The sequence below is a fragment of the Paenibacillus sp. T2-29 genome (genome assembly GCF_052921365.1).
Genome location: NZ_JBREVE010000004.1, coordinates 132,671 through 158,569, shown reverse-complemented (window position 1 = coordinate 158,569; position 25,899 = coordinate 132,671). Strand labels below are relative to the sequence as shown.

Genomic DNA, 25,899 nt, shown 5'->3' with positions numbered 1-25,899 from the left:
TATTGAATACATGTAGACCGCAGATCAGAAAGGAAGAGTGAAACGATATGAGTAAAAAAGTACAGCTGGAGCCCGCAGCGCAAAAATTTGCAGACGATAATGCCAAGCCTCCGTTTCTGTATGATTTGGGTCCTGAAAAAGGACGTGAAACGGTCAATGAAGTTCAATCCGGTCCAGCAGATAAACCTGCCGCAGACCTGGAGGACCTGTCGATTCCAGGTGGCCCTGGCGGTGAGGTGAAGGTCAAAATTGTTCGTCCACAACAGGTGACAGGCGATCTCCCGGTCATTGTATATATCCACGGAGCAGGCTGGGTATTCGGTAATGCTCATACGCATGACCGTCTGATTCGTGAACTGGCGGTAGGCTCACAGGCAGCCGTTGTATTCCCGGAATACAGCTTGTCGCCTGAAGCCAAATATCCGACGGCGATTGAGGAAATTTACGCGGTCGTTCAATGGGTGGCACAGCATGGGCGCGAGCATGGGCTGAAGCCCGATACGCTGACGATCGCCGGAGATAGTGTCGGTGGTAACATGACTGCAGCTGTAACTCTGCTGGCCAAAGAACGCAGTGGTCCTACCATTCGGCAGCAGTTGCTGTTCTATCCAGTGACGGACGCTTCTTTTGATACGGAGTCGTACCATGAGTTCGCCACAGGATATTTCCTGAGCCGCGAAGGGATGCAATGGTTCTGGGATCAATATACGACAGATCCTAACGAACGGGCGCAGATCACGGCGTCTCCGTTACGTGCTACCACTGACCAGCTTAAAGGGCTACCGCGTGCGCTGGTTATTACAGGCGAGGCCGATGTGTTGCGTGATGAAGGGGAGGCCTATGCGAACAAGTTGCGTGAAGCTGGGGTAGATGTAACCGCTGCGCGCTTTCAAGGCATCATACACGACTTCGTGATGCTGAACCCATTGTCGGAAACCGCGGCCAAGCGCGGTGCAATAATGCTGGCTACCTCGTGGCTGCGCCAAGGGTTTGAGGGCTAGTTTTATAGACGAGTAAAGGAATACACAGTTAGTATGTAAGGAAGCACCTCCCAGCTCATGGCTGGGGGTGCTTCTTTTGGTTCTGTTTATATCATTCTAGTTGCGTTTACCATATAGTGGTTTTCTAGTCTTGCCTAGTTTACCTATTCTTCCAGGTGATTTTATAAAGCTGAACTTCCCTAATTTAAAATTGGTTTTTCTTTTTTTCGCTACTAGAGTACGTCTTGACTTAGATGCACCTTGGGTACTATCTACAAGGTTTAGTGTGTAGTTTTCGAAATTGCCAACATTGATCTCATCGAACCCCACATTTCTACAGCCCTGGCCTTGGCAACCTGCTATCCAGCATCTTGTGAAAGCCTCTCTAGGAACATCTGTGTAGAAATTGCCACCCCACCAATTACCAAAACTGTCATGCCCGTAGACATAAAATGTTTGGTTTGCGGCTGACCCAGCTACAAGAAATGCGCGTCTACCGGGTTCTATACGGTACCAGCCTCTCTTAGCATAGGTGATGGGACTACAACCAGAATCATAGTATCCAACAGCAACCGAAATAGGATTAGGCGTACTGTTACGAACATAAAAACCCATTCTAATCACTCCATTCTTTGAAAGATTAATATCAATCTATGCGAATTTTCTGGAAAAGAAATGGACATGTGGACGATCAAAAAGTACAAAAAATGAATGCAATATCTCAATGTTTTTGTGGTAGGGAAGTAAAAGAGGTGGTAGTAATCGAGCGCACAATTGGAATATGGGGAGTTCGCGGTTTATAAATAAAGGAACATATGGAGTATGAAGGGGGATTCTTATGAGATCGCTTCACGTTCATCGAACAGAGTGATAATATAAAATTTGAACGAGTTTGACCGACTTCGGCCTAAGGGGGATATCCATGCCATTTCAGGGACAACGCATTTTACCTGCAGCTAAGCACATGAAGCAGTTGGAGGATATTTTGGACAGCTCTTATGAGTATGCTGTTTTTCTGGATACGCATGTAGCGCAGTTGCGCAACCTATATCAGATGGCAAGGAGCCGCAATAAGCAGATGCTTCTGCATGCCGACCTGGTGCAAGGTTTGAAGAATGACGAGTATGCCGCTGAGTATTTGTGTCAGGAAATTAAGCCATTTGGGATTATCTCGACCCGTTCCGGGGTGATTGCAACTGCTAAAAAAAAGGGGATTCTTGCTGTACAGCGAGTGTTCCTGCTGGATACGATTGCGCTGGAAAAAAGCTACGCACTGGTGGAAAAAACGCGCCCCGATTATATTGAGGTGCTGCCGGGTGTTGTGCCGCCGATGATTGCGGAGGTCAGTGAACGCACGGGTATTCCTATTTTGGCTGGCGGACTTATTCGTACCCCTGAGGATGTGGAAGCGGCGTTGGCAGCGGGAGCTGCAGCGGTTACGACCTCCAATAAACAACTGTTTGAGCACTATAAGCGATAGCTTTTTTTGAATCAAGTGGGCAACCTACATAATAAGCAAGGAGATTGGAAAATGACGGAGCAGTACATTCTTGCCTTGGATCAGGGCACAACCAGTTCGCGGGCCATCTTATTTAACCGGCAGGGAAAAGTAGTGTACAAGGCACAACGGGAGTTCCCGCAGTATTTTCCCCAGCCGGGATGGGTGGAGCACAACGCGAATGAAATATGGAGCTCTATTTTGGCCGTCATCGCCTCCTGTCTGTCGGAATCAGGTGTGAAAGCCAGCCAAATTGCTGGAATTGGTATTACCAATCAACGGGAAACTGTGGTGGTGTGGGATAAACATACAGGCCTGCCTGTATATCATGCGCTGGTATGGCAGTCACGGCAAACAGCCGGGATTTGCGAGGACTTGAAAAGCCGTGGGCTTGATCAAACATTCCATAGCAAAACAGGCCTACTCATTGATCCCTACTTTTCGGGTACCAAAGTCAAATGGATACTCGACAACGTTGAAGGAGCGCGAGCCCAGGCGGAGTGTGGAGAGCTGTTGTTTGGTACAATCGATACCTGGCTGATCTGGAGACTGTCCGGCGGTAAAGCGCATGTAACAGACTACTCCAACGCTGCTCGTACGCTAATGTACAACATTTATGAGCTGAAGTGGGATGAGGAACTGCTGGATATTCTCGGTGTTCCTGCGTCTATGCTGCCGGAGGTGAGATCGTCCTCCGAAATATATGCGAATACAGTGGATTATCATTTTTTTGGACAGGAAATTCCTATTGCCGGAGCGGCGGGCGATCAGCAGGCAGCTCTGTTCGGTCAGGGATGCTTTGACAGAGGCATGATTAAAAATACATACGGTACGGGATGCTTTATGCTGATGAATACCGGAGATGAACCCTGTGAATCGAAGCATGGACTGATTACGACCATTGCATGGGGGTTGAACGGTCAGGTGAAGTATGCGTTAGAGGGCAGCATTTTTGTAGCCGGGTCTGCTATTCAGTGGCTGCGTGACGGATTGCGCATGTTCCGCGAGGCCAAAGATAGTGAAGCGTATGCAGCGCGGGTGACCTCGACGGAGGGGGTATATTTTGTCCCGGCTTTTGTAGGGCTTGGCAGCCCGTATTGGGATAGCGACGTGCGCGGCGCGACCTTTGGCTTGACACGGGGAACGTCCAAGGAGCATTTTATCCGAGCGGTACTGGAATCGCTGGCCTACCAGACCAAAGATGTTCTAACCGCCATGGCGAGCGATTCGGGTGTACCTGTGCATTCATTGCGTGTAGATGGGGGCGCAGTGATGAACGAGTTCCTGATGCAGTTCCAGAGCGATATTCTGGATCTGCCTGTGGAACGACCTGCTGTGAACGAGACAACGGCGCTAGGGGCAGCGTATTTGGCAGGGCTGGCAGTTGGATTTTGGGACAGTCTGGATGAAGTCCGGGGGTATGCTCAAAGTGATCGAACCTTTACTCCAACCATGAGTGAAGATGTGCGGGCTGAACGATATGGTGGCTGGAAAAAGGCGGTCCATGCCGCAATGTCGTTCAAGTAAAGGTGACTTTACGAGAGTAGGCAGTCATCTGACAACAGGCAGATTCTCCTTTTCATCGTGTACTGTGTGTGCTACGATATAGATAAGTTAATACTCGTCAGGAGACTTGGAGAGACCATGAACCGCTCGGCATCCGCCGCAGCGATGTTCGTGGTCTTTTTTTGTACCTTTGATGATTCGGTGTCACATTGATAGCAGACATGTACAAAGTTGGAGGGATAGATGATGGGAGAACAGGGATTTGCTGCACAGGAGAGAACGGCCGTTTTGGAGCGTATGGGGCGTGAGCATTTTGATATTTTAATTATTGGCGGCGGCATTACAGGGGCGGGAATTGCACTGGACGCAGCGGATCGTGGTTTGAAAACGGCTTTGGTGGAAATGCAGGATTTTGCAGCAGGTACATCCAGTCGTTCTACCAAGCTAGTGCATGGTGGTCTTCGTTATTTGAAGCAATTTGAGGTTAAAATGGTAGCCGAGGTCGGGAAGGAACGAGCCATCGTATTCGAAAATGGTCCTCATGTGACCATTCCGGAGCGTATGCTGCTTCCTTTTCACCAGGGTGGCACATTTAATGCTTTCACCACTTCTATCGGGCTACTGGTGTATGATTTCCTCGCTGGCGTGAAGCGTAGTGAGCGCCGCTGCATGCTGGACATCCAGACTACGCTGGAGCGCGAGCCTTTGCTGAAGAGAGAAGGACTGAGGGGAAGCGGTAGTTATGTGGAGTACCGCACAGACGATGCTCGCCTAACGATTGAGGTGATGAAGGAAGCTGTTACACGAGGGGCGCTGGCCGTGAACTATGCCAAGGCTGACAAGCTGCTGTATGACAGCGGACGAATAAGCGGCGCCAGTGTAACCGATCGGGTAACGGGAAAGCCATACGAAATCAGGGCTTCGCTGGTCATTAACGCAGCCGGACCATGGGTAGATACGTTGCGGGAAATGGATCGCTCCAAAGAGGGTAAGGTGCTTCGCCTGACGAAGGGTATCCACTTGGTATTCGATGCTGGGCGCTTCCCGCTTCAACAGGCAGTGTACTTCGATACACCGGATGGACGCATGGTATTCGCGATCCCGCGTGACGGCAAAACCTATGCAGGTACGACCGATACGGTGTATGAGGGGGATACGGCGCATCCCCGGATGACCGCCGAAGACCGGGCGTATGTGCTTCAAGCGATCAACGGGATGTTCCCGGATGTGAAGCTGACGGTTACAGACGTGGAATCCAGTTGGGCAGGGGTACGGCCGCTCATTTATGAAGACGGTAAAAGCCCTTCAGAAATCTCACGTAAGGACGAAATCTGGGAATCCCGTTCAGGTCTGATCACGATCGCAGGCGGCAAGCTGACAGGTTACCGGAAAATGTCCGAACTCGTCGTGGATCGTGCGGTACGGGAATTAGGCCGCTTGCATGGGCAGGGCTTTCGGGCATGCCGCACAAGGCATATCCCAATTTCGGGCGGCAGTGTAGGCGGCTCGGCGGGCTGGGACGCTTTCGTGAGCAAGCAAGCCATAGCGGGCGCTGCGCTCGGTCTGCCGCCGGAGACCGCCAGAGCATGGGCTGTTCGCTATGGTTCAAATGTGGAGCGACTGTTTGCTATAGCGACACAGAGCATGAAGAACGCCACCGAGACGGAAGCGGCACTACCTGTGGAAGTGCGTGTTCCGCTTCTGTACGCGATGGAACAGGAAATGGCCGTGACACCGTCTGATTTTTTCATACGTCGCACGGGAGCACTGTTCTTCCAAATTGACGAGGTGAAGCGCTGGAAGCAGGCTGTCGTTACATTAATGTCCGAGCATGCAGGCTGGAGCGCCGAGCAAGAACGCCAATATACGACTGAGCTGGATACTTACCTGTATGAAGCTGTGACACCTGTAGAGATAGAAGCCGAACCCGGCGCCACTAAAGTCATCTGATACAGTGTGAGGGATGTGTATCCTTGACCGCTCTGCTTCTCTACAATTGTTTCGTTCGCATCACTGCTTTAAGCGAAAAAGGGGCCTACAAAACAAAAGCAGCGATCCTCTATTCATAAGAGAATCGCTGCTTCTTTGTATACAGATGGCTTACAGCATCAAGTGGAACAGGAAGGGCGCAGCCGCCAAGGTAAAGAGAGCGGCGAGCACCATCGAGATGCTGGAAATCGTGCCCGTCAGCGAACTGAACTCGAACGCTTTGGAAGTACCCGTACCATGAGCACCGGTACCGAGCAATACCCCGCGTGAAACTTCATTTTCGATACGGAACAGTTTGACGATCATCGGGCCGATAATAAGACCGCTCAATCCGGTCAGAATAACGAATACCGCCGTGACCGTCGGGTTACCGCCAATCGTTTGCGATACATTCATCGCAATAGGTGTCGTAATCGAGCGAGGAATCAGGCTGCTCAGCAGCGAGGAGTCCAGGTGCATCCACTTGGCGAGCGCCATGGAGGACAGCACGGCTACGACAGATCCAGATAGCACGCTAAGCACGATTTGGGCCGCGTGTTTTTTTAACACAGGGAAATATCGGTACAAAGGGACAGCAAATGCAATCGTAGCTGGCTGTAGCAGCATGGATAGAAAATGAGCGCCTGAATTATAAGAACGGTAGTTCACACCCGTCAGCGTCAAAATCAAAATGATAACCACAGGTGTAATGAGCAATGGGGACAAATACACCTTGGGCAATGTGCGGTACATGCGTTTGGCCATCCAGTAAATAGCAAGTGTTAATACAATACATAGAAGACCGGTCATGATGATTTATGCTCCTTTCGTTTACCAAGCAGACTGGCGATCATACCTGTGCAGGCCATCACCAGAAAGGTGCCGAGCAGCACGACCAGCATAATGCTCATGCCATCGTGTTCCAGCATCGGCCAATAATTCATAACGCCAACAGCGGAGGGAATAAAGAATAATAGCAACTCGGCCAGCAACCAGTTTGCGCCAACCTCGATCCAGCTTAGTCGGACCACACGGGTTTGCAGCAGAATAAAGAGAATTAGCATACCGACGATACTACCGGGTATAGGCAGGTGGAGCCAGGAGACCACCGCGTTCAGGATGAGCGAAAAGGCCATCAGGACGGCGATCTGAAGGACACCGCGTATGAAGCTTTTCATATATAAAGTCTCCTATCTTTGAGATCCGTTATTTTCAAACTGTAATGAAATTTTACATCACAAGCTTTCATGAGTAAAATGCATATAAAGAATGAAGTCTATTCCGTTTGTCTATGGAAGAAGGTGTAGCTTTGGATATCCGACATTTGCAATATTTTCTGGAAGTCGCGCGGTTGCGCAGCTTTACGAAGGCAGCCCAGAGCATGTTTATTACTCAGCCGACGATTAGTAAGACGATTAAAAGCCTGGAAGAAGAACTGGGAGTTACTTTGTTCGATCGGATTGGCAAAAGAATCGAACTCACGGATGCGGGCAAGGTCATTGAGCTTCAAGCACAAGCGATTGTGAAGTCCTTTCAGAGCTTGTCCTCGGAGCTGAGTGATTTGATGAACCTGAAAAAAGGACATATCCGCATTGGTCTGCCTCCTATGGTCGGATCGAGCTTTTTTCCGCGTGTCATTGGAGAGTTCCACAAGGCCTTTCCCGATGTGACCATTCAATTGTTCGAGGATGGAGCGAAGAAAGTGGAGCAGGACGTAGAAGCTGGGGCACTGGATATCGGGGTGATTGTGCTGCCTCCGGTTGGAGATATGTTCGAGACATTTCTATTTGTGGAAGAAAAGCTGAATTTGCTCGTTCATCCGACGCATGCATTGGCCGACTGCAAGGAGGTGCCACTATCTGCGTTAGCAGAGGAGGCGTTTGTGCTGTTCCGTGAGGATTTTACGCTACACGACCGTATCATTGCCGAATGTGTTCGTGCTGGCTTTCAGCCGCGTGTAGTCTATGAAAGCTCTCAATGGGATTTGATCAGCGAAATGGTTGCTGCCAACCTGGGAGTAGCGTTATTGCCGGAGGCGATATGCCGGGATTTGGATTCCGAACGCCTGCGCATTCTTCCATTGGTAGGTCCTGTCATTCCTTGGCATTTGGGGATGATCTGGCGGAACGATCGGTATCTGTCCTTTGCTGCCAGAGAGTGGATATCTTTCACACAGCGATTGTTGCGGACAGAATATGGCGGAAGTCGTCGGTGAGAAGGACGGATGTGGCTTACATCATAAAAAAGCTGCCCTGAGGGGCAGCGAAGTAGCTTGCTTCTATGAGTGTGTTTGGTTTATTGCGCGCTTGGTGTGAAGGTACTTGTCCATAATACGGTCAAGCCTGGAGGATTTGTCCAATACACGTTCATCTCTTAATCCGTGTAAGTCAGCCATGCGATTCAGTTCACGGCGTTCTTTTTCCATGAGTTTTTCCAATTGTTCGAGGTTCACAAAGCCCACCCCCCATGTCGATTGTAAGGCATGTCTCCACTAGCGGCAGCAGTTTTTTTGATAACGATGTTATTTCCATTTTACCACTTTTTATTAACATTAATCCAGCTTTCCTGACATTTAGCGACTAATAATTATGGTTTTGCCGATTCTACCCGATTGCGTCCTGATCGTTTAGCTTCATATAATGCTTCGTCTGCCTTTTCCAATAAACGTCTCGATACAATAGCAGGAGAGCTGCCTGCTCCGATGGATACGGTTAAGGAGATTATGGTTCCGTCATTCAAGAGAAAACATTCATTTTCCACAGCTTTTCGAATCTTCTCGGCAAAGCTTGCCGCCTTTTCGGTATCACAATCTCCGAGTAGAATTGCGAATTCCTCTCCGCCTTTACGGGAGGGGTATGCTCTCGTTGTAGATTCCCGATTTAACAAAATTCCCAGTTGGCTTAAGACGGCGTCTCCGTTCAAATGGCCATACGTATCATTAATTTTTTTAAAGTGGTCAATATCTAGCATCACAAGTCCAAAGGGTTTTTTTGTAGTCTTGGAAGCATGAAGTACCTCTTCGAACAGCGCATCAAAAGCACGCGGACTGTATAGCCCGGTTAAATGATCGCGGTTCGCAGCCTCTTCCAGCAGGTGAATAGCCCGTTCTGTTTTTTTGATATGGGACATCATAAAATAAGTGAACAAGCCGCCAAGAATCTTCACGGTTGTGATCATTATTATTGATTCTAAGTTGGGTGGATTAGCTACAAAGAAAGTAGATAACAGCGACACAACAACAGCTCCAAGCACGGCTGACATCCATTTGCTGAGTGTTAGCTTTTTTTCTCGAATAAAGATAAGTGAAACGACTAATGTCACGAAGCAATTGACCGTAGCAGTCAGAGAAATGTCCGTCCACCCCCCTGTGATGTAAATACGATACAAGATGACGATCAGGGTGGTCAGCAAACCGGATATCGTTCCTCCTATATAAACAGATATGATAATCGCCAATTGGCGCAGATCAACCACAAAGTGCCCATGGATCCATAAACCGGTCATCATTAACAGAATGCCAAACAGGCCCAGCATTAAACCGTTCATTACCTGATGAATGAGTGCGTGGTTTGTCAGGTAACGTTCATATTTCCGGGATAATAAATTTCCAAAGAATAAGAAGCTTGTTAATAACGCAAAATTGTTAATTAATTCTTTTAACATGTCCCTGTCCTTTATGCTGTAATGTGAGTTGTAGTATGTTGGGAATAAAGTAAAAGGCCTCGTTTCTATATTTCGGTAAAAAGTAGATATGAATGAATACCAATCGACCACAAACGATTCTTATGTCCCTTACGTTTCGTTGATCTACGTGGTACAGTGTAAGGACTATGACCGGAACGGGTGATCGCATGAAGGAACCAATTCACATTTCGGTGCGTCCACTTGTGGAATATGTGCATCGGAGTGGCAGCATTCAGAGCGGTTTTCGCTCGAATAGCAGTATGCAGGAAGGAACTCGTGTGCATCAGGCTATCCAGAAGAGTTACAAGGAGCATGATCGCAAAGAGGTACATTTACGTACCGAAATTTCGTATGAGGGTGAGTTGTTTATCATTGAGGGCCGCTGTGACGGACTGATTGAGCTGGATGGCGTATGGACGGTTGATGAAATTAAGTCGATCTCTCAGCCCCTGGAAGATATTCAGGGGGACGGCCAACCCGTGCACTGGGCACAAGCATTTCTGTATGCCTATATGATTGCTCGTGAGGAGCAGCATCATTCCATGCAGGTTCAACTTACTTATGTACAAGCACACAGTGAAGACATTCGTCGCTTCAGACGGATGCTATCTTTTGCAGAGCTGGAAGCTTTCGCCCAGGAGATGATTGCTGGTTATGCACCGTATGCATTCCTGCTGAGAGCACATGCGGCGAAGAGGGATGCCAGTATTGCTATGTTGGAGTTTCCTTTTGACACGTATCGTTCAGGTCAGCGAACTTTAGCGGGTTCAGTGTACAAGACGATTGCTGAAGGAGTCAACCTGTTTGCCAAAGCGCCCACAGGTATCGGTAAAACGGTATCCACCTTATTTCCTGCAATTAAGGCGATTGGCGAAAGGCTGGCTAGGCGAGTATATTATGTAACGGCTCGTACCACCACTCGGGCAGCAGCTGAAGAAGCTTATGCCCGAATGCAGGCTCAAGGGCTGCACATGCATGTGGTAACGTTGACGGCGAAGGATAAAATTTGCTTTAAGGATGAACATGATTGTGATGCTGGATCATGCAGCATGTGTGAGGGCTATTACGACCGGATCAACGGTGCAGTATCCGATATTTTGGCGAATGAGACGTTAATGACGCGGGCGGTGATTGAGCATTATGCGCGCAAGCATAAGGTATGTCCCTTTGAATTTTCGCTAGATGTGGCGTATGCCTCGGATGGTATAATCAGTGATTATAATTATGTTTTTGATCCACGGATTTCTTTGAAGAGATTGCTGGAAGAGCACAAGCGAAAAGGTGTTGTGCTGGTGGATGAGGCGCATAATCTGGTGGAACGCGGTCGGGACATGTTTTCGGCGGAAATCCTAAAATCTTCTTTTTTGGAACTGAAAAGAGAATTTAAGTTGCTAAGCCCGGAGGTTGCTACGACTGCGAGTGCAGTGAACGCACATATGATTACGCTGCGCAAGCTGCATGCAGATACAGGAAAAGCAGTGGAAACAGCAGCACCGCAAGAGGTGCTGGAGTTGTTGGTGCCTTTTGTGGAGGCCGCTGAACGTGAACTGGTGACGGGGAGCAGTACAAGTCGCGCAAGCAGTGAAAGTACGGCCTACGCATTGCTTTTGGATACGTATTTTACCGCCCAAAATATGCTGCGAATCGCTGCTTTATACGATGAACGTTACGTTACTTATATTGAAGCAGGGCGCAGTGAGGTGAGGATCAAACTGTTCTGCCTCGATCCTTCGCACTTGCTGGGACAGGCTGTAAAGAACTACCGCTCGACTATTTATTTTTCGGCGACGTTGACACCGCTTGCTTATTACCGGGACATGCTTGGAGCAAGCGAAGAAGACTATACGTTACAGGTCCCTTCCCCTTTCCATCAGGAGCAATGGGATGTACGTCTGCTGCCGCTCTCCATCCGTTATCGGGATCGTGAGCGTTCTAAAGGGGCGATTGCGGATATGCTGGCTGGATTGGTTGCGGAGCGGAAGGGGAACGTCCTCGTGTTTTTCCCGTCTTATCCGTATCTGCGAGAGGTATACGAGGAGTTCATGCTTCAGGACGTGTCTGCAGATACATTGATACAAAGTCCGGGTATGACCGAACCGGAGCGTGATCGGTTCCTAGAGGCCTTCCAACCTGGGCAAGAGCGCACCCTGCTCGGCTTTGCCGTACTAGGTGGTGTCTTTGCTGAAGGTGTCGATTTACCTGGGGATCGCTTGAACGGGGTAGTGGTCGTCGGCGTCGGCTTGCCGCAAATTGGAGCGGAGCGGGATGTGCTGCGGGATTATTTTTCGGAACAGGGACGAAATGGTTTCAACTATGCGTATGTATATCCGGGGATGAACAAGGTTCTTCAGGCAGGTGGCAGACTTATTCGCACAGAGCATGACGAGGGGCTGCTGGTCCTGGTAGATGATCGTTTTGCCAAGGAGCCATATGCCTCTTTGCTGCCAGATGAGTGGAAAAGCTACCGTTTGACGGAACAAACGGGATTAAGGAAGGAATGGATGGACTATGAATTTTAATTTTCATAATGATTCCATACGCGGGGTGCTGCGTAGCTTTGGACATGAGGATGCCGAAGTAGATAATATAGAGACATTTGTGACATTTGCGCGCTTGGCTAACGGTATTTTCAGAGAAATGGATACAGATTTGACCAAACTGGGGGCTTCTCAGGGTCGGATTATCGTTCTTAGCTTGTTGCATTGCCATGCGCCGCATCGCATGACACCATCGGAGTTAGCGGAAAAAGCGGATGTCACGCGTGGGACCATGACAGGACTGATCGACGGTTTGGAGCGAGATGGAATGATAGAACGTGTGGCTCACGAGAGTGACGGACGGATGGTGACTGTCGGATTAAAAGAGGCAGGACGAGAACTGTTAAGCAAAATAGTTCCTTATTATACGAAGCTGATTCGGTCATGCATGTCTGAGTTTACGCCACAGGATCATAAGATGATGAAGGGTTTACTGGGGAAAATGAAAGGCGGTTTTGAGCGGTCCTTGCCGAAAAGCTGAAGCCCTGATGTCGGGAATAAGGAATAGGAGAGGGAAAATGTTCTTTTATACAGATGAGGTCTATGAAGGCCGTGATTTTGGCTCAATGGATGCCAGAGAAGGCGAGTGGAGAAATTGCGAGTTTACCCGATGTCGTTTTCGGGGTGTGGAGATGAATGAGTCCCTTGTGGAAGACTGTACTTTTGTGGACTGTGATTTTACCGGAGCCATTCTGAATGCATCTCACTACAAGGAGTCCGCTTTTACCAATTGTCTATTCACCAGCGCGAATCTGTTTGTAGTCCGGTTTGATAACTGTAAGCTGGTAGGTTCAGACTTTGCGGGGGCGAATATGGATGGTATCACGATTACGGGCGGAGACTGGTCTTATACGAATTTGCGTCATGCAGATTTAAGAAAACAGGATTTGCGAAAAATACGATTCAAGGAAGCTGATTTATCCGAATGCCATCTGGAAAAGGCAGATTTGCGCGAGGCGGATCTTACCCGGGTAAGGCTGCACAAAGCCCACCTTCAAGGAACCGACCTGCGCGGTGCGAAGATGGATGGCGTGAATTTTAAAGATCTGGACATTACCGGAGCCAAGTTGGATATCGAACTGGCAGTAGCAGTGGCCCGCTCTTATGGTGCCAAGATAGATGGTTAAAAGCACGGAGATACAGGAGCTGTCTCGACCTGTGTTACCCCGTGCTGGAGAATTGGAGGAATACTAAATCTGAAAGATTAATCTTTATGGGATGCTGGCAGTAGCGGAATCGCTGCTTCTGGATTCTGATTTGGTAACTTATCGACACCTACAGGATCTAGAGGTTGCTGTGGTACCGTCCAGTTGCGTGCCGTATCTGCGGCAGTTTGCTGCTCCAGCAGGCGTTTAGCCACTTCGTAGCACTCATCGATATGCCGATTGCCAATGGTCCGCATCGCAGTAAAGCCAATCGCTGCGGCTAGTCCTTGCCCCAGTAGAGGGACAAACTTGCTAACCTGCTTGGTGGCGATGCGAATGCCCATTTTCTGCAAAATCTTCACGATGGCTTCTCGGGTGATGAGTCGCCCGATCAGCTTGCTGCCAATTGAAGTGATAAAGCCATACACCATCGACTTGGTTTCTGCATCCAGACCATCTAGCTGCTGCTCAGATAATCCGAATTTTTCATTAATGGCAGGCAGCAGCTGCATCAAAATGCCGACATCAGCAAGAACGTCAGCCCCCGGAATCGGGACCAATACAGCTCCTCCCGAAGCTGCAGCCCTTCTCGTTACCATGGATTTGCACTCTTTGCGGATCTGCTCCAACTCTTCTATTGTTCGGGCTGTCATATGCATCTCTCCTTCCTACGCTTCCGATTAGGACCCATGATTCTACCCTGTTATTACACACATTTCTACCTTGATTAAGCACGGAGCAAACAAAAAAATCCCTCATTCAGACGCTATCGCACATTTACTCCTGTGAAGCGATCAGGCATAATGAAGGATGGTTGCTGATAAGAACAAGCCTGTTTTACGGGGATAAAGGAAGGAAGAGACAGATGAGTCAGACAAACGTTTATTTTAATCATGATGGTGGCGTGGATGATTTAGTATCCCTGTTTATGCTGCTTCAGATGGAGCAAGTTCATTTGACCGGAGTATCGGTTATTCCAGCAGATGGTTACCTGGAGCCGGCGACGGATGCCAGCCGAAAAATTATTGATCGTTTTGGACAAAATAAAGGGCCTGTTGAAGTCGCCAAGTCTAATTCACGCGGTAAAAATCCGTTCCCTGCCGCTTGGCGTTTACATTCATTCTATGTAGATGCATTACCTGTGCTGAATGAATCGGGACGAATGGAAGCGCCGCTTTCATCTCTGCCAGCTCATCAGCATCTGATCGAAAAGGTACGCGGAGCTGAAGGTAAAACGCTGTTGCTATTCACTGGACCGCTAACCGATCTGGCACGGGCGCTGGATGAAGCACCGGATATTGAAGCCATGATTGAAAAGCTGGTATGGATGGGCGGCACCTTTGAAAAAGGGAATGTGGAGGAGCCGGAGCATGACGGTACCGCAGAGTGGAATGTGTTCTGGGACCCGGAAGCGGCCTATCGGGTGTGGCAAAGCGGCATCACGATTGATCTGGTGGCGCTGGAAAGCACAAGCAAAGTGCCGTTAACTCCAGCCGTACGCAATCGTTGGGCTGCCGAGCGCCGTTATGAAGGCGTTGATTTCCTGGGCAATTGCTACGCTGGATGTCCTCCGCTCGTGTACAGCGAGACGAACTCTACCTACTACCTGTGGGATGTACTGACCACTGCATCCGTAGGACGCCCGGACATTGTCAAGAAAAAGACGGTGCATTGCAGCGTTATTGCAGAAGGCCCAAGTCAGGGCAGAACGGTGGAACAGGCGGATGGACGCCCTGTGAATCTGGTATATGATACAGACCCGGAAGCTTTCTTTACGTATATGGCGGATTTGGCCAAGCAGGCTGCTCCCAAACGTTACTAAACCCAACTGTGTACAAATGTGTGGCATAAAGTGATCACACTGCCTAGTGCGTATTCATAGCAAAACCCGTGACGTTATCCGTCACGGGTTTTATTACTGTAATTGGCCCCACATGATTGCAAGCCTACCGTTTATTCAGGCTGACTCCTGATATGTTTTTAGGGTAAATTGGAGCGTTATCTCCGTCCCGTTACCAGGTTCGCTAACCCCTGTCATTGTACCATTCATTCGTTTCAACAGCTGTTTGGTAATCTGCCAACCCAAGCCGGGATTGCCATAGGAGGGAGAGGGCCCGAAGTCATGCTCCAGCCACATTTTTAGTTTATTTGGAGATATACCAATCCCCGTATCCTTTACCCTTACTTCCAATTCAGCCTTAGGCGCATTGGTCACGAACTGGGTATTTGCAGATAAGGTGACTGATCCTGTGCTTGTAAATTTCACTGCATTATCTACCAAATTGATCAGCATACGGCGAATTTTAGCCTCATCCCCGATAAAAATAGGCGAGCTTGCAAGATTCCAATCCAACCTCAATTCCAAATTCCGTTGCGCAGCTACCTCTGTGTACAAGCTCAACACATTTTCCATCATCGTTCTCAGATCAAATGGATCTTCAATGTCATCGATTTGCCCGGATTCAATTTTGCTGTAATCCAGAATATTATTCAACAGCATCATAAGCGAGCGACTGCTAGCTTCCATAATACTCATATATTGCTGTTGTTCCTCTGTTAACTCCGTGGTCATCATTAGATCCGTAGCTCCCCATATTTCAGTGAGCGAAAAACGAATTTTGTTACTCAGGGAAGAAATCAAATCCAGCTTGCTCATGGAAGAAGCTTCTGCATCGATCTTGTCTTTTTCCAGTTCAACCACATAACCCAGAAATACAGCCATAGCCTTGAGAGCCTTCATTTCTGTTTCAGTCAATTGTGCAGATGGCGCATCCAAAATACAAATGGTTCCATACCCCTGGCCATTTTTCATACGTATGGGTATTCCCGTAAATGAGTGATTTCCAATGGTTTTAGTCACATCTAAATCACGTGTTTGCGGATGAGTAGACGTTTCCGAAATGGCGAGGTGATCCGCGGAATGGTTCAGCACCAGACTGCAATAGCTAAGCTCAAAAGGAAGCTCCTCTCCATTACGAACCAGCACTTCTTCCCGGTTAAATGAATCTACAATTACATTGGTAACCCCGTCATTAGCGGCAATAAAAATGGTATTAACATGTAGAATATCACTCAACACATCAATGACATGTGCGGTAGCCTCTTGAATACTATTATAAAAACCTGTAGGTGAAGTAGTCATATGTCTCCAATCTTGATGCAAAGTGGTGGTGATCAAAACTCTAATAGTTTGTGTACCCCATTCCTGTTCCTCTGAATGTATTGTTGGAGCGTATCCTTAATTATACATCATTATTTCGTTATAAACCTGAGTCTAACTACTTCCAATTACCTATTCGTTTGCACAAAACTTCATGTCGTAGGCCGAATGCTAGCCTTTCTGGGAAGATTTTTGTTTGTATATTACACATTCACGAAAAAATATGATTATTTTCATTCTGTTTTCATAAATTCATATGTAATCTCATGATATGAAAATTGTGTAATAAAATAGGAGGATGGAACCAGTAATATCATGTAAATATTCTATATAATAGGTTCAGAGGTGGGATTATGAATAGACGGGAAGCCCTAGAACACTTCCATAAGACCTATGCAGAAGATATGTTGCATGAGAAATTATATCAGGTAGCGGTCTTGTATGAGCATAGAAAAGAGGAACTTATCTTCTCTTTTATCCAATCTTTTCAATCGATTTGCTTACAAGCCATTTCTGCAGAAGCGGACAAGACAACAATTGGATACATTACCTATTCTATGAGGCGTACGTATCTAAGGGAGCGCATTTATAACTATGTCATTGAGGTCTATGGTGCGAACTGGTACTTTGATCCTCTACCTTATCGTGGAACCTATGATGCAGGCTGGGCGTTCGGACTGTTGGCAGAACTGGAGGATGAATTGAGTCAGCTTCGAAAACCTTATATGAATAAGGTTATTCAGCCGGATGTCGAGCGATATGTGCTTCAGGCTGCGTGGGAATTTCATCACTACATTTTGAAATTAGCCAAGGACGCTATGCAGCAGGCTGTACAACTGCCTGAGTTCAAGGCGTTGAAATGCGAGGATGATTTGGAAATAAGAATAGGAGAGTACAAAGGGATCAGTGAGGCGGTGTATTCAACGGCTTATGGAGTATTACATGATTCAACACGATAATCGAATAACAGAGTATATGTTTCCAGTGGAGATACATCGTGGACAATTACGGGAATGGGCCGAAGGCTCACTATATACTGATGAAGAGTCTGTTTTGCAATGCTATGTATCGGGCGATGCAGACTATATTGATTTTATAGAGCAACCGGTAGCCATTGTTTCTGAACAACTAAAGGAAATCTTTGATATATATCAAGCCGGATTAAGCTGGAGGCTGATTGTTTTTGCCGATATGCAGCGTATGCAGCAAACGAGGTATTGGCTGGCTCATCCGCCTAGTCTGATGTGTTTATCACCACTTACTGAATATCATAGAGACGGTACACTGAAGAAAATCATTTTAGATGAATATGCAGTGGAGAATCATAAGATATTCAGGGTTCAGCATGGCAGTCAGCATATCATTGTGGATCTAGATGTGGCTGAATGTATTTTGAAGTTTAATCTGGCTGGCTTGAAATTACAAAAGGTCGATACGGAGAGGCCGTCTATATAAAGGAGAGTCCGATCATGAGTGAGAGCTATGTAGTGGATGGGGCGCAGATACACTGTACCTATGGAAGTCATTCGGGCAGGTTTAGTGTTTCAGCTAACAGGGGGATTAGTATTGGTGATAAATTGCAGGGAAATATTCAGGATTTTCACCCGCAGACGCATATCCCATCTTTCGGCATGTGCCGTAGTATGCACAATCCTGCAGTTTCTTCTGCTAGCAAGGGCAATGCTGGGAGAATCATTCCGCAGCCCTGCAAACCGAGCGTATCTATGCCTTGGTTGAATGGAAAGAAGGATGTATACGTAGATCAGTCTCCGGCTCTGATGAGCTGCTCCACGAATCTATGCATGTGGTGCGGGAAAATTTCATTCATGACAGATGGGCAGGAATAGCTAGCAGCTTACAAGGATTTGCATCACGTGAAGAGAAAACGGGGGGAAGAAGATGGGACTGGCTGGAACTGTGCTGACTTATGGAAATATTAGAGTAAATGCACCCTATGAAATTGTCCGGCTGCTGGATATTCAATTGACACAGAAGGTAAATGAGCACGGCAAAGTGTACATCACTGCTCTCATACCGGACGAAGATCATGCGAAATATGATGGTTTAGCGCATGATGAGGATGTGCTAGAGGTATACGAGATGGATGAAGATCGAGGCACAGTAAGCATCTTTAAAGGAATCGTCACCAATATTAGCATTGGATTCAAAAATGGTGTATATCACATGTACATAGAGGCGGCCTCTTTTACATATATACTGGATCGACAACGGAAAAATCGTTCGTTTCAAAACAGCAACTTGACGTATTATCAATTGTTTCGGGAGCTTATAGATAGCTATCCACACGGCGATTTTATTGACATGACGGACAGTAACCAAAAGCTCGGCGGCTTTACTATTCAGTATGGGGAGAGTGATTGGGAGTTTCTGAAAAGAATGGCCTCTCATTTGCACACTGGACTGATTGCCGAGATTACTTCTGTATTTCCAAGACTATGGTTAGGTACCTCGAAAGAACAGGTGAAAGGTGAACTACGCAGCATTAACTTTTCCCTCCAAAAAACAAAGTCAGGCCCCCGGTATACATATGCTGAAGTGGAGGATACGAAACGTTTTGAACTTGGAGATGTGGTCTCGTTTCGACGAAAGCATTGGGTTATTGATCAGGTTCATGCAGAGATGAAGCAAGGTATTATGACCTATGACTATGTTCTCGTTCCTGAAGAGGGTAATCCGAGGGAGGTTATACATAATCAGTTTATTAAAGGTACCTCTATTGAAGGGAAAGTTATTGATTTAAATAGTGAAAACGAATCCGTTAAACTTCACTTGTCCGTGGATTCTATGCAGTCCAAAGTCGAAGGGTGCTGGTTTTCTTATCCCACCATGTATACCGGGGATGGGATCGGTTGGCATTGTATGCCTGAGTTGGGGGATCATGTCCATTTGTATTTTCCATCCAACAATGAAAAGGAAGCCCGTGTAGTTCAATCCCTACGTAAGAGAGACTACAAAGGAGATGAAATCAGCCAGCCGTCAAGAAAGCTGTTTCATACCAAAACACAAAAAGTGGCGAGATTCGATGATAAGGAATTAGCCCTCTCCACCCAGAAAGAAAAAATACTTGTACGCTTAAACCCTGCATCCGGTATTCACGTGTATAGTCACCATGATCTCACCTTTCACGCCGATACAGACTTGGTGCTGCATGGCAAAAAGGTACAGATGAACGCTACTCGCGAAATATCCCTGACGTGCAAAACTAGCTATATCCGAACCGATGGGACACTTCATATCAAGGCTAGTAAGTTCATGAAAAATCAGGTGCCTGATGCGGAACTGAAAGCTTATCAATCCCTGATTCAAGAATTGAAGGGAAAGGGGTACCCGCAATGGGTGCAGGACTTGCTGCTTCAATATAAAACCGACTACTACAAAGCCGTAGCAGCAGGTGACAAAAAGGCTGCCAAGGAAGCAGCGGCCAAGGCCAAGCAATTACGTCAACAGGTGGCAGAAATAGATCGTATGCCTGCCTGGGCCAGAGCGCAAATGCATGAATACACGTCCCAGTGGTGGGAAGCGCACAGCACAAATGACAAGGCCAAGCAGAATCAGATGCATCTGCTCGCCAACCAACTGCGTGACAATGTGCTAATTAACGAGCTGATTCGTGGTCATTCAGCCAAATCCTACCTGGATGCGAATCGGCTGGAGGAGCTTTCCGGGCAATACGCCGATGCGGCTAACAAGCTGACTGTTGCCGATCAAAAGGCTATGGCTAAGGAAGCGGCGGCCCTGCGGAGTAAGTATGGCGTGAACAGTCAGCTTGCCAGAGAGAACTTGAACAAGCTTGCCCAAAAGTATCCGGACAGCTTCTCGTACAAGCTACCAACTACAGGCTATTGGGATCAGGAGCTTAATGCCGCTTTGCATGATTTTGCGAAAAAATACGGCCTGGAAAATAAGGGCTATGGTCGTGATGTGCTGGCCGTATACCTGCATCAAGTAGCCAATGGTATCCTTCCATGGCCTAAGGTTATCAAGGCTGCAACACCAACAGTTTCAACAACCACGACAACAACGAAAACGGAACCGGGTAAGAAGCCACCGACTACTCCTGAAAAGCCAGCGAAGGACAAAGCAAATGAGGAAATAAAGCCCACACCATCCAACAGTTCTGCTGAGCAGAAAAGGAAAGCCATTGTAGAATTCGCTAAGAAGTTTGAAGGTAGAATTCCTTATTGTATTGATACGGTAATTAGAACAATGATACTTGATGTGGATAATCCACCACCGTATATGGATTGCTCAGACTTCACCTCATCTGTCTATTTAACTGTACTTAATGAGCAAATAGGAGGTAACACTAAAGTTCAAATACACAGTGGCAAAGGGGTTAGCCACCAGAGCTTGAGATCCAGTGGAGATCTTAAGAATCTTAAACCAGGAGATCTGATTTTGTATAACTGGGGAAAAGATGACTATCCCAAAGTACAACCAGTACATGTAGGACTTTATATAGGTAATGGACAAGTTATTCATGAATCGGGTAGGAACCCAAATCCCAAAAAAGCAGATAAGAAAAATAAGAAGCAAAATGTGAGAATCAATACTCTTTCATCAAATTGGATAAATTCTAAACCTATGTATTCTTTTGTTATTTCAATTAGACGAATTATCCAAGATTAGTATCCTGAGGTTTAAACCTTAGTTTTTATAGAAAGTGGTGGAGAAGTGAAACTTATAAGATTTTTAATGACTATTGTTCTGGCAGTTATTATATCTTCATGTAGCCAGGTTGGAGAAAAAGGAACTGTTGCCACATTATCTAGGTCCCAAAAACCATCATCAGTCGAAAGTATTACTACGATGCAAAACGAGGCAAAAACTGAAAGAAAAGCACGGTGGCTTTTAAATGGGGAAGAAGATCCGGAACCTACTCAATTTTTGACCAATTTAGATGATCCTACAGGAAAGACCTATATACGAATCGATGATTTGGTAGATGCTATGCAAACTAAGGAAGAACGAATAAAATATCGCGGCTCCCAAGTAACTGTCAATAGAGTGTCTAGTGATGGGAGTCGAATGGCGATCGTAAGGACAATCTCTGATGTGGAAGAAGGGGATCGAAACCACATTCTTGAGGTATATGATCTGAACTCAGGAAGAAAGGAGTCCGAGTTTGAATTGCCTCCAACGTCTTACCCTATAGCCTCCCCTGATTTAAGTAAATATCTTTATGAGCTGAATGGGCAGGTATATTTATATGATGTACTAAAAATGAAAACGACAAAACTAAACCTTGGGAGATATAAACTAGATTTAAGTATGATTAGCTCAGGATTATTTTCTCCAGATGGTACTAGATTCTGTTTTGAAGAACATGACCAACCAGGCATCATTATGATAAATCTATCTGGTATTAGTGGAGCAAAACGTTTACTTGTAGATTCTAAGGCTTCGCTTTTGCAATGGGACCAAGAGGATAAATTGATTTATGAAGTTTCAGAAGAGGACGAAAATTATACACAAGATGTTTATTCACTGGATATAGAGAGCGGAGAAAAAAAGTGGATAACTAAATGCTCGGAACCATTTATACTATCACCTGACCAGAAGTTAGTGCTATCAGCAGAATACGAAGCTCCAAAAATGTATCTGGTTCATGTGAGCGATGGAAGAAAAGAAGATATATCCTCTTTTACCGAGAATCAGGGAGTACTCACTGTTCCAATACAATGGATCGATACAAAAATCAATTATATGAAGTTTGCCAACAAGGTCAAAGTGAAAAAAATTACGGCCTCTTCCACACTTCCTAATCGGAATAATTATTCTTTTAGCGTGAGCAATTTAACGGACGGTAATAATTTAACCCCTTGGTGTGAAGGGACGACGAAGGGAGGCGGAGTAGGAGAAACCGTAACTATAGATTTGGGCTCAATTCAAGAGGTCAGAGGTATAGAGATGATTGATGGAATTATGTGGGTTAACAATAAGTATATAGACATGAATACCATCCAGAGGATGAAACTTGATTTCTCGGATGGACAATCGACAGCGCTTGAGAACAATGACACACGTTTTAAGTTCGATGAACCTATACGAACTTCTTTCGTTAAGATTACCATCCTGAAAGTGAAAAAAGGCGCGGACTTCCCAAATACATGTATAGGTGAGCTGAAGTTATTGTGATGAATTGTAGAAAATGAGGAAAATCTATGATGCAGATAAATAAAATTGCGTTGCTCGTCTTGATCTTTTCTATACTAGGCGGGTGTATACAATCGAATGAGGGTCAAAAAGCGCAGGAGCAGAATGAAAATCATGCTGCTGTCTCTCAGCCCAAGAAACTTCCTCCAGCAAAAAGGCCCATAAATTGGTTGTTGTTTGAAGCGGAAAATGGAAACATGCCTATGGATTTTTTAGCTGACATGGATGATTCTACAGGCAATACCTATATTGATTTAGACGACATTATAGGTAAATTACATGCAAGTGAAGGTGAAACGTATCCTGAATCTGAGTTGTATCTGGATAGGTTCTCGGATGATGGCAGGCGTATTGCCTTGTGTAGAGAGTCAACCGAATTGAATTATTTAGTGATCAAAATCTTTGATCTATCTACCACAAAGAAATTATATGAATTTAAGGTGCCGAATAGGGACTACGCTATTATGTCTCCTGACTTACGCAAATGTGTTTACACAGATGATGATGCCGTTTTTTATTATATGAACCGAGGGCAGAAAACTGAAGCATTGGGGCGTTTAAATGATGGTCACTATCTCCATTTTCCAGTACTTTCACCTGAAGGTAGCCAATTTGCCCTTGTAGATCGTAAACATAATATATTGATCTATGACTTGTCTAAGAAAAAGCAAATTCAACAAATCAAGCTAGGGATAGACGGCATACAGATTGAACAGTGGCTTTATAACGATAGTCTACTGCTCTCTTCTTACGATCTTGATAAGACGTATTTACTCAATATCAGAACAGGAGAGAAGAGGTTATTAATGAAAGCCACAAACTCTCCTGTTATAACCTCGGATAACCACAGGGTTGCTTATTTGAACTCGAAGGGTGAAATGCAACAACGAGACATCCAAACAGATCTGCCTATAGAATACTCCAATGTGTTCCACAGGATAGGCTATAACGTGTCCCCTACACAATGGATACAAACTACAACGGATTTGATGAAATATCGGAAAAGCATTCCGGCACAGAAAATTGTTGCTTCATCTACACTTCCAGATCAGGCAGGGAACTCCTATGCTGCCCGTAATATCATGGATGGAGATGCGAGCACAGCCTGGTGCGAAGGAGTTAAGGGAGACGGGATCGGGGAGTGGATCAAAATTGATTTCGGCTCTATGCAAGAACTGAAGGGGTTTGAACTTATTAATGGTTTAGCTAAGTCATCCAAAGCTTTCCGAGCAAATAATAGAGTTAAACGAATGAAACTGGAGTTTTCAAACGGGCAGACCATGATGATAGATAATGATTTTATAAGCAACCAATTTCTTGATACCCCCATTCATACCTCTTTCGTGAAAATAACGATTGAGGCCGTAGAGAGAGGAAGCAAATATCACGATACCTGTATGTCAGAGATACGATTCTTTTAGTATTCGTAAAAAAGGAGAAGACATATGAAATGGAAAGAGCCAACGTTTGGTGCAACTCCTATGTTGAAAGCTTTAACAACTGCTAATGCACACAGGAAAGCACAGGCATTTGATCTTGCAGCAGAACAGAAAAAACAAAAACTAAATTACCCCGACTGGGCCCAAACCTGGATGCGTAAATACAAAGAAGATTGGTATATTGCTCAAGCCAATGGTGACGAGGTTGGTATGCGTAAAGCGCAAAAGCTGGCAGAGGGGCTGCGAAGCAAATTACGTGAAATAGCTACGTTCCCCAAATGGGCTCAAGAGCAAATGCAAAAAGAAACCGTTCGTTGGATGACTGCGGAGGCAAGCGGAGATATCAGGGAAAGGCTGGCTGCTGAGGGCACGGGACGAGCTATTCGCAAGAAGCTAGGTTTGATCGATACGAGTACTAAAGCGCCATCACCATCTGACGATACTAAGAAGACAGAAGGTGTTAAATCTTTAAATACACAGAAAACGAACGAAATTGAAACAGTAAAAGGTGATAAAAGTAGCTTTTCAACAGTTGCTGAATTCAAAAAAAAGTATGGGGATGTTATTAAGAAAATAGGAGCAGAGTTAAATGTAGATCCCAACATACTTGGAGGAGTAGTTCTTGTTGAGTCAGGAGGTTCTGGTTTTGAAAACGGTAAACTGAAAATAAGATTTGAAGTGCATCATTTTGTGAAACAATCAACATCACTATTTTTATTTGGTAGACCGAGATCCAAAGGGCACAAATATAGAGAAAGTGCTGGATTACCGTGGAAGGAAGTTCACACAAAAAATCAAAGTAGCGAATATGATGCTCTGGACTTGGCTATTACTCAAAATGAAGAAAAGGCGTATAGTGCTATTAGTATGGGCTTAACGCAAATTATGGGCTTTAACCACAAAGCGTTAGGATATAAATCGGCTAAAGAGATGTTTCAAAAATTTAGTACAGGGCACGAGGTACAAATTAGGGGGTTTGTTTCTTTTATAAAACATAAAAATTTAATAAAGGCGCTACAAAAGGAGGATTTTAATGCTTTCGTCTCAGCATACAATGGCAAAGGCAACGTGGAACAATATACAAAAAAACTAAGGAAAAACATTATTTTGTATAGAAATAGCTGAATGCATTTAATAGATATGTACTTAGAGGTTAAATTTGAATTTGAGGTGCTGTAATGAATAGAGTAGTTTTTGTTTTTTTCTTGACCTGCATTCTTCTCGGTATTTCTACAAATAAAAACTTATCTGATATTAAGAACTTCAGCAATTATACAAAAACAACAACTCAGAGTTTATTAGTGAATAATAAAATCAATCATAATCTAAAAAAATTGGATACAGAAAAGTATAACATCGATGAGGGCCAGTCGTTTGAAACCAGCTTTGAAGGGTGGGGGCGTGCCAAGTTTGTTTCAACTGATGCAATGATCGAAGAGACACCAGGGAATTATTTCTTTTTATTAGATGAGCAAAATTACATTTTATACTCTTTCCCTAAATTTTATGGTAATAATTGGTCTGGAAGGAATGGATTGGCAGCTGTAGCTTTTAAGGATGTAAATAAAGATGGACTAAAAGACGTCATTATTATCGCTTACGTCGACGCAGGGGCAGGGCCAAGTATAATTGAGCCTTTCCCCATTGCAGGTATCTACTTCCAGAAGGAAAATAAGACCTTTACTACACTCCCTGAACTTGATCAGGCCATCAATGATAAGGGGCATAATCAAACCATCAAGGATATCATTCAATACGTAAGCAAACAACGGATAAACGTGCGATAGGCAATACGAAAAGGGAGC

At 45.7% G+C, this 25,899-nt stretch carries 24 protein-coding genes; 17 read left to right on the top strand and 7 right to left on the bottom strand.

Features of this window, described 5'->3' with window-relative positions; translation table 11 throughout:
- Positions 1 to 47 precede the first annotated feature (47 nt).
- On the top strand, positions 48 to 1,001 hold the full coding sequence (locus ACU1JV_RS13495) for an alpha/beta hydrolase (protein WP_013373604.1): 954 nt from the start codon (positions 48 to 50) through the stop codon (positions 999 to 1,001).
- Between the two features lie 96 nt (positions 1,002 to 1,097).
- On the opposite strand, the gene ACU1JV_RS13490 is transcribed toward ACU1JV_RS13495, so the two are convergent.
- Positions 1,098 to 1,595 carry a DUF1036 domain-containing protein gene (locus ACU1JV_RS13490; RefSeq protein ID WP_058711218.1) on the bottom strand — a complete coding sequence of 166 codons (498 nt, stop codon included), beginning with the start codon at positions 1,593 to 1,595 and terminating at the stop codon, positions 1,098 to 1,100.
- Positions 1,596 to 1,902: 307 nt separating this feature from the next.
- Here ACU1JV_RS13490 and ACU1JV_RS13485 point away from each other — a divergent pair, with 307 nt between their 5' ends.
- The 3 genes from ACU1JV_RS13485 to ACU1JV_RS13475 all read left to right on the top strand — a co-directional run bounded on the left by ACU1JV_RS13485 (position 1,903) and on the right by ACU1JV_RS13475 (position 5,934).
- Positions 1,903 to 2,460, top strand: coding sequence for a glycerol-3-phosphate responsive antiterminator (locus ACU1JV_RS13485; RefSeq protein ID WP_019688909.1), 558 nt, complete (start codon positions 1,903 to 1,905; stop codon positions 2,458 to 2,460).
- 51 nt (positions 2,461 to 2,511) lie between these two features.
- Entirely contained in the window at positions 2,512 to 4,005 is a 1,494-nt protein-coding gene (gene glpK, locus ACU1JV_RS13480) for a glycerol kinase GlpK (RefSeq protein ID WP_413987158.1), read from the top strand.
- Between the two features lie 225 nt (positions 4,006 to 4,230).
- Positions 4,231 to 5,934: a glycerol-3-phosphate dehydrogenase/oxidase gene (locus tag ACU1JV_RS13475; RefSeq protein ID WP_413987521.1), complete on the top strand. Its 1,704-nt coding sequence runs from the start codon at positions 4,231 to 4,233 to the stop codon at positions 5,932 to 5,934.
- 150 nt (positions 5,935 to 6,084) lie between these two features.
- Here the strand turns inward: ACU1JV_RS13475 and ACU1JV_RS13470 are convergent, their stop codons facing one another.
- Both ACU1JV_RS13470 and ACU1JV_RS13465 read right to left on the bottom strand, forming a co-directional pair.
- Complete coding sequence (locus tag ACU1JV_RS13470; protein ID WP_013373600.1) at positions 6,085 to 6,762, bottom strand: CidB/LrgB family autolysis modulator; 678 nt, start codon at positions 6,760 to 6,762, stop codon at positions 6,085 to 6,087.
- A complete protein-coding gene (locus ACU1JV_RS13465) occupies positions 6,759 to 7,130 on the bottom strand; it encodes a CidA/LrgA family protein (RefSeq protein WP_013373599.1) in 372 nt (123 codons plus the stop codon). Before ACU1JV_RS13465 ends, ACU1JV_RS13470 begins: the two co-directional genes overlap by 4 nt.
- 131 nt (positions 7,131 to 7,261) lie before the next feature.
- Between ACU1JV_RS13465 and cidR the strand changes: the two genes are divergently transcribed.
- Positions 7,262 to 8,167, top strand: coding sequence for a cidABC operon transcriptional activator CidR (cidR, locus tag ACU1JV_RS13460; protein ID WP_413987520.1), 906 nt, complete (start codon positions 7,262 to 7,264; stop codon positions 8,165 to 8,167).
- A 63-nt stretch (positions 8,168 to 8,230) separates the two neighbouring features.
- Here the strand turns inward: cidR and ACU1JV_RS13455 are convergent, their stop codons facing one another.
- Together ACU1JV_RS13455 and ACU1JV_RS13450 are read right to left on the bottom strand one after the other, a co-directional pair.
- Positions 8,231 to 8,404 (bottom strand): aspartyl-phosphate phosphatase Spo0E family protein, encoded by a 174-nt coding sequence (locus ACU1JV_RS13455; RefSeq protein WP_013373596.1) that lies wholly within the window; start codon positions 8,402 to 8,404, stop codon positions 8,231 to 8,233.
- A 134-nt stretch (positions 8,405 to 8,538) separates the two neighbouring features.
- On the bottom strand, positions 8,539 to 9,615 hold the full coding sequence (locus ACU1JV_RS13450; protein ID WP_413987157.1) for a diguanylate cyclase: 1,077 nt from the start codon (positions 9,613 to 9,615) through the stop codon (positions 8,539 to 8,541).
- Between the two features lie 167 nt (positions 9,616 to 9,782).
- Here ACU1JV_RS13450 and ACU1JV_RS13445 point away from each other — a divergent pair, with 167 nt between their 5' ends.
- The 3 genes from ACU1JV_RS13445 to ACU1JV_RS13435 are packed head-to-tail and all read left to right on the top strand — an operon-like array spanning position 9,783 to position 13,300.
- Positions 9,783 to 12,155, top strand: a complete 2,373-nt coding sequence (locus tag ACU1JV_RS13445) for an ATP-dependent DNA helicase (RefSeq protein WP_413987156.1) — start codon at positions 9,783 to 9,785, stop codon at positions 12,153 to 12,155.
- Entirely contained in the window at positions 12,145 to 12,654 is a 510-nt protein-coding gene (locus tag ACU1JV_RS13440; RefSeq protein WP_040102632.1) for a MarR family winged helix-turn-helix transcriptional regulator, read from the top strand. Before ACU1JV_RS13445 ends, ACU1JV_RS13440 begins: the two co-directional genes overlap by 11 nt.
- A 37-nt stretch (positions 12,655 to 12,691) precedes the next feature.
- On the top strand, positions 12,692 to 13,300 hold the full coding sequence (locus ACU1JV_RS13435; RefSeq protein ID WP_025676762.1) for a pentapeptide repeat-containing protein: 609 nt from the start codon (positions 12,692 to 12,694) through the stop codon (positions 13,298 to 13,300).
- Positions 13,301 to 13,377: 77 nt separating this feature from the next.
- On the opposite strand, the gene ACU1JV_RS13430 is transcribed toward ACU1JV_RS13435, so the two are convergent.
- A complete protein-coding gene (locus ACU1JV_RS13430) occupies positions 13,378 to 13,971 on the bottom strand; it encodes a hypothetical protein (protein ID WP_025676764.1) in 594 nt (197 codons plus the stop codon).
- 212 nt (positions 13,972 to 14,183) lie between these two features.
- Between ACU1JV_RS13430 and ACU1JV_RS13425 the strand changes: the two genes are divergently transcribed.
- Positions 14,184 to 15,140 carry a nucleoside hydrolase gene (locus ACU1JV_RS13425; protein WP_165079829.1) on the top strand — a complete coding sequence of 319 codons (957 nt, stop codon included), beginning with the start codon at positions 14,184 to 14,186 and terminating at the stop codon, positions 15,138 to 15,140.
- A gap of 135 nt (positions 15,141 to 15,275) precedes the next feature.
- On the opposite strand, the gene ACU1JV_RS13420 is transcribed toward ACU1JV_RS13425, so the two are convergent.
- Complete coding sequence (locus ACU1JV_RS13420; protein WP_446724572.1) at positions 15,276 to 16,460, bottom strand: sensor histidine kinase; 1,185 nt, start codon at positions 16,458 to 16,460, stop codon at positions 15,276 to 15,278.
- 371 nt (positions 16,461 to 16,831) lie between these two features.
- On the opposite strand from ACU1JV_RS13420, the gene ACU1JV_RS13415 reads away from it, so the two are divergent.
- From ACU1JV_RS13415 to ACU1JV_RS13380, 8 genes are read left to right on the top strand one after another with little or no spacing between them, the layout of a single operon-like run.
- A complete protein-coding gene (locus ACU1JV_RS13415) occupies positions 16,832 to 17,437 on the top strand; it encodes a hypothetical protein (RefSeq protein WP_137079450.1) in 606 nt (201 codons plus the stop codon).
- Positions 17,421 to 17,933 carry a hypothetical protein gene (locus ACU1JV_RS13410; protein WP_090737809.1) on the top strand — a complete coding sequence of 171 codons (513 nt, stop codon included), beginning with the start codon at positions 17,421 to 17,423 and terminating at the stop codon, positions 17,931 to 17,933. Before ACU1JV_RS13415 ends, ACU1JV_RS13410 begins: the two co-directional genes overlap by 17 nt.
- A gap of 14 nt (positions 17,934 to 17,947) precedes the next feature.
- Entirely contained in the window at positions 17,948 to 18,325 is a 378-nt protein-coding gene (locus tag ACU1JV_RS13405) for a DUF4280 domain-containing protein (protein WP_165079827.1), read from the top strand.
- Positions 18,326 to 18,377: 52 nt separating this feature from the next.
- Positions 18,378 to 21,128, top strand: coding sequence for an NlpC/P60 family protein (locus ACU1JV_RS13400; RefSeq protein ID WP_165079826.1), 2,751 nt, complete (start codon positions 18,378 to 18,380; stop codon positions 21,126 to 21,128).
- A gap of 45 nt (positions 21,129 to 21,173) precedes the next feature.
- Positions 21,174 to 22,637: a discoidin domain-containing protein gene (locus tag ACU1JV_RS13395; RefSeq protein WP_238791001.1), complete on the top strand. Its 1,464-nt coding sequence runs from the start codon at positions 21,174 to 21,176 to the stop codon at positions 22,635 to 22,637.
- Between the two features lie 26 nt (positions 22,638 to 22,663).
- Positions 22,664 to 24,076, top strand: a complete 1,413-nt coding sequence (locus ACU1JV_RS13390; protein WP_058830284.1) for an NADase-type glycan-binding domain-containing protein — start codon at positions 22,664 to 22,666, stop codon at positions 24,074 to 24,076.
- Between the two features lie 24 nt (positions 24,077 to 24,100).
- Complete coding sequence (locus tag ACU1JV_RS13385; protein WP_058830283.1) at positions 24,101 to 25,219, top strand: N-acetylmuramidase domain-containing protein; 1,119 nt, start codon at positions 24,101 to 24,103, stop codon at positions 25,217 to 25,219.
- A gap of 53 nt (positions 25,220 to 25,272) precedes the next feature.
- Positions 25,273 to 25,881 (top strand): hypothetical protein, encoded by a 609-nt coding sequence (locus tag ACU1JV_RS13380; RefSeq protein ID WP_058830282.1) that lies wholly within the window; start codon positions 25,273 to 25,275, stop codon positions 25,879 to 25,881.
- Positions 25,882 to 25,899 lie beyond the last annotated feature (18 nt).

Coding starts and splice junctions, on each gene's coding strand:
- ACU1JV_RS13495 (WP_013373604.1), top strand. CDS start 48: ATGAGTAAAAAAGTACAGCTGGAGCCCGCAGCGCAAAAATTTGCAGAC.
- ACU1JV_RS13490 (WP_058711218.1), bottom strand. CDS start 1,595: ATGGGTTTTTATGTTCGTAACAGTACGCCTAATCCTATTTCGGTTGCT.
- ACU1JV_RS13485 (WP_019688909.1), top strand. CDS start 1,903: ATGCCATTTCAGGGACAACGCATTTTACCTGCAGCTAAGCACATGAAG.
- glpK (WP_413987158.1), top strand. CDS start 2,512: ATGACGGAGCAGTACATTCTTGCCTTGGATCAGGGCACAACCAGTTCG.
- ACU1JV_RS13475 (WP_413987521.1), top strand. CDS start 4,231: ATGGGAGAACAGGGATTTGCTGCACAGGAGAGAACGGCCGTTTTGGAG.
- ACU1JV_RS13470 (WP_013373600.1), bottom strand. CDS start 6,762: ATGACCGGTCTTCTATGTATTGTATTAACACTTGCTATTTACTGGATG.
- ACU1JV_RS13465 (WP_013373599.1), bottom strand. CDS start 7,130: ATGAAAAGCTTCATACGCGGTGTCCTTCAGATCGCCGTCCTGATGGCC.
- ACU1JV_RS13450 (WP_413987157.1), bottom strand. CDS start 9,615: ATGTTAAAAGAATTAATTAACAATTTTGCGTTATTAACAAGCTTCTTA.
- ACU1JV_RS13445 (WP_413987156.1), top strand. CDS start 9,783: ATGACCGGAACGGGTGATCGCATGAAGGAACCAATTCACATTTCGGTG.
- ACU1JV_RS13440 (WP_040102632.1), top strand. CDS start 12,145: ATGAATTTTAATTTTCATAATGATTCCATACGCGGGGTGCTGCGTAGC.
- ACU1JV_RS13435 (WP_025676762.1), top strand. CDS start 12,692: ATGTTCTTTTATACAGATGAGGTCTATGAAGGCCGTGATTTTGGCTCA.
- ACU1JV_RS13430 (WP_025676764.1), bottom strand. CDS start 13,971: ATGACAGCCCGAACAATAGAAGAGTTGGAGCAGATCCGCAAAGAGTGC.
- ACU1JV_RS13425 (WP_165079829.1), top strand. CDS start 14,184: ATGAGTCAGACAAACGTTTATTTTAATCATGATGGTGGCGTGGATGAT.
- ACU1JV_RS13420 (WP_446724572.1), bottom strand. CDS start 16,460: ATGACTACTTCACCTACAGGTTTTTATAATAGTATTCAAGAGGCTACC.
- ACU1JV_RS13415 (WP_137079450.1), top strand. CDS start 16,832: ATGAATAGACGGGAAGCCCTAGAACACTTCCATAAGACCTATGCAGAA.
- ACU1JV_RS13410 (WP_090737809.1), top strand. CDS start 17,421: ATGATTCAACACGATAATCGAATAACAGAGTATATGTTTCCAGTGGAG.
- ACU1JV_RS13405 (WP_165079827.1), top strand. CDS start 17,948: ATGAGTGAGAGCTATGTAGTGGATGGGGCGCAGATACACTGTACCTAT.
- ACU1JV_RS13400 (WP_165079826.1), top strand. CDS start 18,378: ATGGGACTGGCTGGAACTGTGCTGACTTATGGAAATATTAGAGTAAAT.
- ACU1JV_RS13390 (WP_058830284.1), top strand. CDS start 22,664: ATGATGCAGATAAATAAAATTGCGTTGCTCGTCTTGATCTTTTCTATA.
- ACU1JV_RS13385 (WP_058830283.1), top strand. CDS start 24,101: ATGAAATGGAAAGAGCCAACGTTTGGTGCAACTCCTATGTTGAAAGCT.
- ACU1JV_RS13380 (WP_058830282.1), top strand. CDS start 25,273: ATGAATAGAGTAGTTTTTGTTTTTTTCTTGACCTGCATTCTTCTCGGT.